The sequence below is a fragment of the Haladaptatus sp. W1 genome, from assembly GCF_001723155.1.
Lineage (GTDB): Archaea > Halobacteriota > Halobacteria > Halobacteriales > Haladaptataceae > Haladaptatus > Haladaptatus paucihalophilus.
In genome coordinates, this window is sequence record NZ_MEIH01000083.1 from 1 (window position 1) to 9,141 (window position 9,141).

The 9,141-nt window shown below is 63.4% G+C and carries 8 protein-coding genes and 4 pseudogenes; 5 read left to right on the plus strand and 7 right to left on the minus strand.

Going from position 1 to position 9,141, the window contains the following annotated elements:
- Positions 1–72: 72 nt before the first annotated feature.
- A complete protein-coding gene (locus BG842_RS04625) occupies positions 73–891 on the plus strand; it encodes an MBL fold metallo-hydrolase (RefSeq protein ID WP_069449866.1) in 819 nt (272 codons plus the stop codon).
- Here the strand turns inward: BG842_RS04625 and BG842_RS04630 are convergent.
- The 4 genes from BG842_RS04630 to BG842_RS04655 all read right to left on the minus strand — a co-directional run bounded on the left by BG842_RS04630 (position 888) and on the right by BG842_RS04655 (position 5,354).
- Positions 888–2,297, minus strand: coding sequence for an arylsulfotransferase family protein (locus tag BG842_RS04630; protein ID WP_254662902.1), 1,410 nt, complete (start codon positions 2,295–2,297; stop codon positions 888–890). The two genes, BG842_RS04625 and BG842_RS04630, sit on opposite strands and share 4 nt — an antisense overlap.
- A gap of 68 nt (positions 2,298–2,365) precedes the next feature.
- Positions 2,366–3,406: a DUF5787 family protein gene (locus BG842_RS04635; protein WP_069449868.1), complete on the minus strand. Its 1,041-nt coding sequence runs from the start codon at positions 3,404–3,406 to the stop codon at positions 2,366–2,368.
- Between the two features lie 653 nt (positions 3,407–4,059).
- On the minus strand, positions 4,060–4,326 hold the full coding sequence (locus BG842_RS04650) for a hypothetical protein (protein WP_069449871.1): 267 nt from the start codon (positions 4,324–4,326) through the stop codon (positions 4,060–4,062).
- A gap of 104 nt (positions 4,327–4,430) precedes the next feature.
- On the minus strand, positions 4,431–5,354 hold the full coding sequence (locus tag BG842_RS04655; RefSeq protein ID WP_069449872.1) for a winged helix-turn-helix domain-containing protein: 924 nt from the start codon (positions 5,352–5,354) through the stop codon (positions 4,431–4,433).
- A 147-nt stretch (positions 5,355–5,501) separates the two neighbouring features.
- Here BG842_RS04655 and BG842_RS04660 point away from each other — a divergent pair, with 147 nt between their 5' ends.
- The 4 genes and pseudogenes from BG842_RS04660 to BG842_RS32970 all read left to right on the plus strand — a co-directional run bounded on the left by BG842_RS04660 (position 5,502) and on the right by BG842_RS32970 (position 7,814).
- The gene (locus tag BG842_RS04660; RefSeq protein ID WP_069449873.1) at positions 5,502–6,740 is read left to right on the plus strand and encodes a translation initiation factor IF-2 subunit gamma; all 1,239 of its coding nucleotides are present in this window, start codon (positions 5,502–5,504) and stop codon (positions 6,738–6,740) included.
- Between the two features lie 17 nt (positions 6,741–6,757).
- Positions 6,758–7,116: pseudogene (locus tag BG842_RS04665) on the plus strand (DUF188 domain-containing protein).
- A gap of 1 nt (position 7,117) precedes the next feature.
- Positions 7,118–7,569 (plus strand): annotated as a pseudogene (locus tag BG842_RS04670) (DNA-directed RNA polymerase); the annotation flags it as partial.
- The gene (locus BG842_RS32970; RefSeq protein WP_069449874.1) at positions 7,569–7,814 is read left to right on the plus strand and encodes a hypothetical protein; all 246 of its coding nucleotides are present in this window, start codon (positions 7,569–7,571) and stop codon (positions 7,812–7,814) included. The pseudogene BG842_RS04670 and the gene BG842_RS32970, both read left to right, overlap by 1 nt.
- Here BG842_RS32970 and BG842_RS32975 read toward each other — a convergent pair.
- The 3 genes and pseudogenes from BG842_RS32975 to BG842_RS04685 all read right to left on the minus strand — a co-directional run.
- Positions 7,773–7,901 (minus strand): annotated as a pseudogene (locus BG842_RS32975) (RPB7/RPC8 family DNA-directed RNA polymerase subunit); the annotation flags it as partial. The gene BG842_RS32970 and the pseudogene BG842_RS32975 sit on opposite strands and share 42 nt — an antisense overlap.
- 1 nt (position 7,902) lies before the next feature.
- Positions 7,903–8,262: a PIN domain-containing protein gene (locus tag BG842_RS04680; RefSeq protein WP_171970521.1), complete on the minus strand. Its 360-nt coding sequence runs from the start codon at positions 8,260–8,262 to the stop codon at positions 7,903–7,905.
- Positions 8,263–8,279: 17 nt separating this feature from the next.
- Positions 8,280–9,141: pseudogene (locus BG842_RS04685) on the minus strand (translation initiation factor IF-2 subunit gamma); the annotation flags it as partial.

Sequence of the window (9,141 nt, forward strand, 5' to 3'; positions counted from 1 at the left end):
GCGCGACGATTTTTCCTGCAACACCATCGCGGACCGCGACATTTAGCATCCGTCGCCGTGCATCTTGTACCGATGGAAGTCACCCTCCTCGGAACCGGCGATACGACGGGCACCCCGACGGTCGGATGCGACTGTGACACCTGCCGCGAGGCCCGGGACCGCGGGGTCGAACGCTCGCGGTTCTCGGTTCACGTCCGCAACGAGGAGACGGACGAATCACTCCTCATCGACGCCAGCCCGGATTTTCGCTCCCAGTTTCTCGACAACGACGTTTCGCTCCCCGACGAGGTGCTCATCACGCACATCCATTTCGACCACCTCGACGGGTTGGGGAACGCCTATCGACTGTTCGATTCCCTCCCCGTCCACGCGACGGACGAAATCGACCCGAAGACGGGAGAGAGCGTCGCCGACGCGATTCGAAACAAGTTCGACTACCTCGACCGCATCACGGTCCACGGCCACGCGCCGCTCGCGTCGTTTTCGGCGTGCGGGTTCGACGTGACGTTCGTTCCGGTCGAACACCCCCCGCTCGTCTGTTACGGCGTCGTCGTGGAGAAAGACGGTTCGAAACTCGCGCTGACGGGCGACACGGGCTATTCGATTCCGGACGCGTCTCGGGAGGCGCTCTCCGACGCGGACCTCTTTCTGGCGGACGCCATCGTCCCCGCGTCGCTCTGCGAGTACCATCCCGCGGGCGGCCGCCACCACACCGACGACGGCGTTCCGCGCACGTTCGGGCACAAGCACATGACGCGTGAGGGTGCGCTCTCGCTGGCCGACGAACTGGACGCGGCGGAGACGCGACTGGTGCACGTGTCGCACTTCTATCCCGAAGAAGAGGCGTTCGAAGAGCCGTTGGCGGTGGACGGCGAACGGTATCTGATTTAGTCTCGATTCTCTCGGACCAACAGCGCGGCCGCGGCGAGCAGGCTGACGAGTGCGACGACGACGTTGAAGCCGGGGAGCGACGTGGCGGAGTTGCCGGAGTCGTCGTCCGGTCCCCCGAGACTTCCGTTGTTGCGCTCGTCGTCGTCCTGCACGCCCGTTCCGTCCGAGGTGGTTGTGTTCGCCGGTTTCTGGCCGTCGGCCCAACCGTCGATGGAGTTGAGGTAGGCGTTACACTGCTTCATCGACTCCGCGTCGTACTTCTCGGTGGCTCCCTTGAACGCGTAGCTTCCCGTGGCGTTCTGGTCGGCGATGGTCGGGCTTTCGGCCCGCTCGTCGGGGAGGCGCGCCACGTCGTAGACCAACCACGGCGTGTAGAACTCCCAGACGACCTTGCCCTTCGGGGTGACTTCCATCACCCGTTCGTGTTTCGAGTCGCCGACGAGGGTGTTGCCGTTCGACAGGCGGTCCGCGTCGCGCGGCCAGGAGAGGTCGTCGCCCTTCCCGAGCGACCACGTTCGGTTCCACCCGTCACCTTCCTTTTCGTACTCGACGATGCGGTTGTTCTCGGAGTCGGCGACGAGGAGCGTCGGGGTGCCGTCCTCGCTCTCCAAGTAGTCCGGGTTGTGTTGCTTGTCGAGGATGTCCTTCTCCCCGTAGGAACCGAGTTGCATGTCGATGTTCCCCGTCGAGCGGTTGATGACGATGGCTTGGTCCAGATTGCGCGGCGAGGCGAGATACTCGCCGGGGCCGATTTTGTCCACGTCGTTGACGTGCGTCCAGTCTTTCGTGTAGTTCCCGCCCACGTCAGAATCGTAGTGATTCTGGAAGTACCAGCGCCAGACCACCTCGTCCTTCTGGAGGTCGTAGACGAAGATGCTGTCGTCGTTCCTGTTTTCTTCCTCGTTGTAGTTGCGCAGGTTGGCGACGAGTAGTTGCGTCCCGTTGTTGATGAGGTCGATGTCGTGGGTGTCCTCGATGGGCAACGTCTCCTTCCAGACGTGCTCTTGCGTTCGGGGGTTGAACTCGTAGACGACCGTCTTCCCCTGCGTCGTTCCCGTCACGAACAGGTTGCCGTTCGGCATCGGGTCCACGTCGTAGCCCCAGACCATGCCGTGGTCGCCGGTGTGGTGGACCCACTTCACGGTGCCGTCCGGTCCGATGCCCACGAGTTTCGCCTCTCGCTTTTGTCCCTCGTCCAGCCACGAGTAGCCCTGTACCGCGACGACGGTCGTTCCGTTCGCGGGGCGCTCGATGGTTCCGACGCAGGGATTCGAGGCGATGCTTCCTTGGTCGTTCGACTGGGCAGTGAGGTTCGACTGCGCGGCGAGCGTCGGTGCGAACAAGGAGAGACAACACAGGAGTATCGCGCCGACGGCCAACGACTGCCGTCGGGAGGGGGTATGCATACACCCCCCTTCTTGACCGCGGTTCTTGTATGTTTACACTTCACGCGCCCGGCAAAACGAATTGTATTTTACACGTCTCGGCCGAATCTGTCGAGTCCCGCCTGCCGACGTTGCCGCCCCGTCGGGTCAGCGATCCACGGCGTCCGAACGTCTCGCTCGGCATCGGTATCGACCGCCGGCGGGTCGGCGGGGTCGTGGCCCGGACAGTCTTCTCCACAGCGCGCGGGGTCGACGACGCGGCCCTTCCAGCGACAGTACGGCACCGCGCCGCCCCGCGATTCGATTTCGCCGCAGGCCGGAAAGTCGTACGTCCGCCAGCCCTTTCCGTAGGCGCGCTCGGCCATCCGCCGTCGCCGTTTCGCTTTCCCCTCCGCACTCGCCACGCGAACGTCCGTTCGCCCGACGCGCTCCTCGATGAGTTCCGTCCCCGCTTCGTCCGTGTCGAGTGGCGTCGGCTCTCGAACCACTTCGATTTCGACTCTCCCCTTTCCCGCTTCGCCTTTTTTCCCTTCATCCCTTCTGTCTCCCACTTCGTCTCCATTTTCACTTCCCACCTCTCCGCCGTGGAACCGCCAGACGCCGACCTCCTCGGGGATGCGGTTCAGGTGCGCGCCGGTGACGTAGCTCTCGGTCGCCAGAATCACCTCGTCCACGAGGCCGAGGCTCACGTCCTTGCGGAGTTGCGTTTCGAGGTCGCCGGGATCCGCGAGGTCGGGTTTGTTCTCGATTCCCACCAGTCGCCCGAACCAGTCGGGATAGCGGGCGACCTGCCGGACGTACTCCCGGCCGCCCCGCCGCTCGCGCTCGAAGAAGCCGATTTCGACCGCTCGGTCCACCACTCCCCGGGCGTACTCCGGCGACGTGTCGAAGGCGTCGCGCCAGTAGCGCGCTTCCCCGACGCCCACGTCGCTCTCGATTGCCGCGTCGGGAATCCGTTCCGCCGAAATATCCGTCCGGGCGTCGAAATCCGGGCCGGGTTCGACGCACAGCACGTCGATGATGCGGTTCGAGGGCGCGTGGACGCCAGCGCCGACCTGCCGGGCGATAACGTCGTCGGTCATCGCTTCCAGATGGGCGCACAACGCCAACTCGAACGGAAACTCTCGCACGACTCTCCAGAGGGATTCAGTCGGCAAAAAAGGCGCGGGAGAAGGTGTGTCGAGTGAGTGTTCTGCTCTTTCGGTTCCCGACCGGCAAACCTACCACCGTGGCGCGTGCTGGCGAGAGGACGCGGTCACTCTCGGCCGCGTCCTCTCGCTGTAGCGTGCGAGGTCTTCGTGAGTGACAACGGAACGAACGAATGGCTCGTCAGAGCGTTGCTCTGACGGTGGATGAGCGAAGCGAATCGGTTGGGGAGGACGTGGCTGTCGCGGCGCTATGCGGAAGGAATACGGATGGGAATGAAAGGGGCCGCCCGCTCGCGTTTACCGTGGTCGTTTCGCCGACCCCTCTCGCCGAGGCACGCGGTTTGTGCCGAGTCGAGATGTCGGCGAGCGACCGCGAGCGTGGTGGGGGCTTTCGAGGATTGCTTCGCGGTGACGTTGTTTCGTTCAAACACAACATGACATAGCGAGCATGGCGTGGACTTCATCGCGGTGGTTGCAATTCGGTCGGTTTCGACTGCAACTCGTAGCGAGCGTGACGGGGACGTTCGGGGACTCCATCAACGTGATAGAGACGGCATCGAAAAACGATAGCAAACTGCACGAGGAAGAAATAGCGTCAGAAACGAGTCGAAAGGGGAACTGTTCGACGAATCGTCTCAGAGTCGAAACGCGGTGAGGGCCGCGGTCACGAGGCGGACGACGAGGAACGGGAGCGCGAACACGACGCCGATGCTGGCCGCCCAGCCGAAAAGCAGTATCGGGACGCCTGCCCCGAGCAACGCCGCGCCGTAGACGAACACGGTGCCGACCGCGAGGGCGCTTGCGACGCCGAGCGCGAGAATCGACAGGGTGGCAAGTGCTCGGCGAGCGATGTCGTAGCCGGGAGTCGGTTCGGCGAGTCCGGGGGTGGTCTCGTACTTCATGGGTGCTCTCCTCGTTTGAACGGAGGGAAGCCACCGACAAAACTGTTAGCTGAAAAACACTTCTGTAGGATGCGCTACTGAAACGCGTTCCTGTATGCGAGCTGTCAGACGGCGCTTTTCGCGTCGGTTGGGGACGAGCGGGTGCGCTCGATTTCGACGACGGCCATGTCGCCGTCGAGGGTCACGTCGAGCGTCTCGTCGTCAAGCGGAATCGTGACGTGGACTCGCCACGGGTCCTCCGAGCGAATCGTGGTGTTCTCGTCCTCCACGCACCACGGGAGCGCCCAGAACGGCTTCGTGCAGATGTCGATGCCATGGTCGCTGTAGAACGTGACGACCCGCGATTGGTCGAGGAGCGACAGTCCGGCCGTCGAGTGGAGTTGGTGGTGACACTGCGCACACTCGTGGTCCACCCGGACCTTCGTGCCGAGGAGGTTCTCGGTGTCGCGGGTCACCGTCGTCTCCATCCGTCCGTTGCACTCCGGGCAGACGCCGTCGGCGGCGAGGCAGTGGAGGTGGCGCACGCGCTGGTTGAACGCGTCCATTATCTCGTCGTCCGTCCGGTCGTTCAGGCCGCCGGGCGGGAACGGATAGTTGCCGTGGGCTTTGCCGCAGTCGGGGCAGGCGACGGTCAGGGTCTCCTCCTCGTAGGCCGCCCGGAGATGGGCGTCGCAGTCCACGCACGTCTCGTCGAGTTCGATGGGGTCGAGGTGAGGGTGTTCGTTGAACGACCCGGCCAGTACCGCGCTCACGACCTTCTTTCCGGCCTGTCGGAAGTCGTAGCCCGCGTCCGTCCGGACGACGAAGTGGTCGGTCAACTGCTTCAGGTGATAGTTGAACTGGGCGCTGTCGCGCATCCCGACCTCCTTGCGGAGTTCCGAGAAGCCGACCGGCCGCTCCGGGGCCTGCCAGAGCGCTTCCAGAATCGAGAGGCGCGTCTCGTTGGCGATGACCGAGAACGCCTCCGCCGGTGCGAGACAGTCCTCACACTCCTGCAATCCGGTGTCGCTGCCGGTATCGCTGCTCATGCTTGTACTATCGTCCGGAAGCGAATAAAACGTTACCTGAATTACAGTTTTGTAGCGTCCTTGTCAGGAACTCGATCGATGCGAGAACAGTAGGTTTATCAGTCGTTCGGGCCGAATCTACGACAAGATTACTTCAGGAGGTCAACGTTGACAGGAACACACAACCAACCGGAGGTGAATATCGGACTCGTCGGCCACGTAGACCACGGAAAGACGACGCTCGTGCAGGCTCTTTCCGGCGAATGGACCGACCAGCACTCCGAGGAGATGAAACGGGGGATTTCTATCAGACTCGGATATGCGGACGCGACGTTCCGGCAGTGCCCGGACGTCGATGCGCCGGAGTGCTACACGGTAGACGAGACGTGCGCCGACGGTTCGGAAAGCGAACCGATTCGAACAGTATCGTTCGTGGACGCACCCGGCCACGAAACGCTCATGGCGACCATGCTCTCGGGAGCGTCGTTGATGGACGGCGCGGTGCTCGTCGTCTCGGCCACGGAGAACGTCCCGCAGGCCCAGACGGAAGAACACCTGATGGCGCTCGACATCATCGGCATCGAGAACATCGTCATCGCACAGAACAAGATCGACCTCGTTAGTCCCGACCGCGCGCGGCGCAACTACGAACAGATTAAGGAGTTCGTGGAGGGAACCGTCGCCGAAGACGCGCCGGTCGTCCCGATCAGCGCCCAACAGGAGGTCAACATCGACCTGCTGATTCAGGCCATCGAGGAGGAAATTCCGACGCCGGACCGCGACCCGAACGACGAGCCGCAGATGTACGTCGCTCGCAGTTTCGACATCAACCGTCCCGGAACGACGTGGGACGACCTCACCGGCGGCGTTCTCGGCGGCAGTCTCATCCAGGGGAAACTCACCGAGGGCGACGAACTCGAACTTCGACCCGGCCGCGAAATCGACGAGGGCGGCCAGACGCAGTGGGAACCCATCCAGACCGACGTCCGCTCCCTCCAAGCGGGCGGCGAGATGGTAGACGAGGTGACGCCCGGCGGACTCCTCGGCGTCGGAACCGGCTTGGACCCCAGCCTCACCAAGGGCGACGCACTCGCAGGACAGGTCGCGGGGACGCCCGGTAGCCTCCCGCCGACGTGGGAGCAGTTCACGATGAAAATTGACCTGCTCGACCGTCTCGTCGGCATGGACGAGCAGAACGTGGACGAAATCAGCACGGGCGAACCGCTCATGCTGACGGTCGGGACGGCGACGACGGTCGGTGCCGTTACCAGCGCGCGCGACGACGAGTGTGAAGTCTCGCTCAAGCGTCCCGTTTGCGCACCCGAAGGTGCCAAAATCGCCATCAACCGCCGTATCGGCGCTCGCTGGCGGCTCATCGGCATCGGGACGCTCACGACCGAGAACTGATGGTTCCCACCGTCGTCATGGATACCAGTGCCCTCATGATGCCCGTCGAATCCGGCGTCAGGGTGTTCGACGAACTAGACCGGCTGTTGGGTCGGTTCGAGTGCGTCGCCCCGCGCGCCGTTCTCGACGAACTCGACGGCCTATCACAGGGCAACGGAAAGGAGGCAACCGCGGCGAGTGTGGGTGCCGACTTGGCGACGCGCTGTCGAACCATCGACCACGAGGAATCGTACGCGGACGACGCGTTGGTCGAACTCGGTCCCGAGTTCGACTTCGTTGTCACGAACGACGCACCCCTTCGGACGCGCCTGCTCGACGCTGGCGTACCGGTAATTCATATAAGGGGAAGAACAAACTCGCAATCACTCAACCATAGCATGTACAAACGGGCCAGATTGAAGGACACGGTCGAAGTACCTCCCCAGTTCCTCGCGGACGTTACGCCGGAACTGGTGAAGCGGCTACTACAGGACAAACTCGAAGGACGGATGGACGAGGACGTTGGCAGCGTCGTCAGCGTCACCGAAGTGCACGACATCGGCGAGGGCGCAGTGTTGCCCAACCGCCCCGGCGTCTACTACGAAGCGGAGTTCGACGCGCTGACGTTCGACCCGCAGATGCAGGAAGTCGTCGACGGCGAAGTCGTCGAAGTCGTCAACTTCGGGGCGTTCGTCGGTATCGGACCGGTGGACGGCCTGCTCCACGTCTCACAGATTTCGGACGAGTACCTCGCGTTCGACGAGGAGGGCCAAGCGCTCGCCTCCGCGAGTCCAACCGCGCCCTCGGCGTCGGCGACTCGTTCGAACGCGAGGTACTCGTCCGAAATCTGTGAGACGTGGAGCAGGCCGTCCACCGGTCCGATACCGACGAACGCCCGAAGTTGACGACTTCGACGACTTCGCCGTCGACGACTTCCTGCATCTGCGGGTCGAACGTCAGCGCGTCGAACTCCGCTTCGTAGTAGACGCCGGGGCGGTTGGGCAACACTGCGCCCTCGCCGATGTCGTGCACTTCGGTGACGCTGACGACGCTGCCAACGTCCTCGTCCATCCGTCCTTCGAGTTTGTCCTGTAGTAGCCGCTTCACCAGTTCCGGCGTAACGTCCGCGAGGAACTGGGGAGGTACTTCGACCGTGTCCTTCAATCTGGCCCGTTTGTACATGCTATGGTTGAGTGATTGCGAGTTTGTTCTTCCCCCTTATATGAATTACCGGTACGCCAGCGTCGAGCAGGCGCGTCCGAAGGGGTGCGTCGTTCGTGACAACGAAGTCGAACTCGGGACCGAGTTCGACCAACGCGTCGTCCGCGTACGATTCCTCGTGGTCGATGGTTCGACAGCGCGTCGCCAAGTCGGCACCCACACTCGCCGCGGTTGCCTCCTTTCCGTTGCCCTGTGATAGGCCGTCGAGTTCGTCGAGAACGGCGCGCGGGGCGACGCACTCGAACCGACCCAACAGCCGGTCTAGTTCGTCGAACACCCTGACGCCGGATTCGACGGGCATCATGAGGGCACTGGTATCCATGACGACGGTGGGAACCATCAGTTCTCGGTCGTGAGCGTCCCGATGCCGATGAGCCGCCAGCGAGCGCCGATACGGCGGTTGATGGCGATTTTGGCACCTTCGGGTGCGCAAACGGGACGCTTGAGCGAGACTTCACACTCGTCGTCGCGCGCGCTGGTAACGGCACCGACCGTCGTCGCCGTCCCGACCGTCAGCATGAGCGGTTCGCCCGTGCTGATTTCGTCCACGTTCTGCTCGTCCATGCCGACGAGACGGTCGAGCAGGTCAATTTTCATCGTGAACTGCTCCCACGTCGGCGGAGGCTACCGGGCGTCCCGCGACCTGTCCTGCGAGTGCGTCGCCCTTGGTGAGGCTGGGGTCCAAGCCGGTTCCGACGCCGAGGAGTCCGCCGGGCGTCACCTCGTCTACCATCTCGCCGCCCGCTTGGAGGGAGCGGACGTCGGTCTGGATGGGTTCCCACTGCGTCTGGCCGCCCTCGTCGATTTCGCGGCCGGGTCGAAGTTCGAGTTCGTCGCCCTCGGTGAGTTTCCCCTGGATGAGACTGCCGCGAGAACGCCGCCGGTGAGGTCGTCCCACGTCGTTCCGGGACGGTTGATGTCGAAACTGCGAGCGACGTACATCTGCGGCTCGTCGTTCGGGTCGCGGTCCGGCGTCGGAATTTCCTCCTCGATGGCCTGAATCAGCAGGTCGATGTTGACCTCCTGTTGGGCGCTGATCGGGACGACCGGCGCGTCTTCGGCGACGGTTCCTCCACGAACTCCTTAATCTGTTCGTAGTTGCGCCGCGCGCGGTCGGGACTAACGAGGTCGATCTTGTTCTGTGCGATGACGATGTTCTCGATGCCGATGATGTCGAGCGCCATCAGGTGTTCTTCCGTCT

What these genes read in the sequence shown, in the direction of transcription:
- BG842_RS04680 (WP_171970521.1), bottom strand. Translation starts at nt 8,262, where the DNA reads ATGGATACCAGTGCCCTCATGATGCCCGTCGAATCCGGCGTCAGGGTG.
- BG842_RS04655 (WP_069449872.1), bottom strand. Translation starts at nt 5,354, where the DNA reads ATGAGCAGCGATACCGGCAGCGACACCGGATTGCAGGAGTGTGAGGAC.
- BG842_RS04625 (WP_069449866.1), top strand. Translation starts at nt 73, where the DNA reads ATGGAAGTCACCCTCCTCGGAACCGGCGATACGACGGGCACCCCGACG.
- BG842_RS04650 (WP_069449871.1), bottom strand. Translation starts at nt 4,326, where the DNA reads ATGAAGTACGAGACCACCCCCGGACTCGCCGAACCGACTCCCGGCTAC.
- BG842_RS04630 (WP_254662902.1), bottom strand. Translation starts at nt 2,297, where the DNA reads ATGCATACCCCCTCCCGACGGCAGTCGTTGGCCGTCGGCGCGATACTC.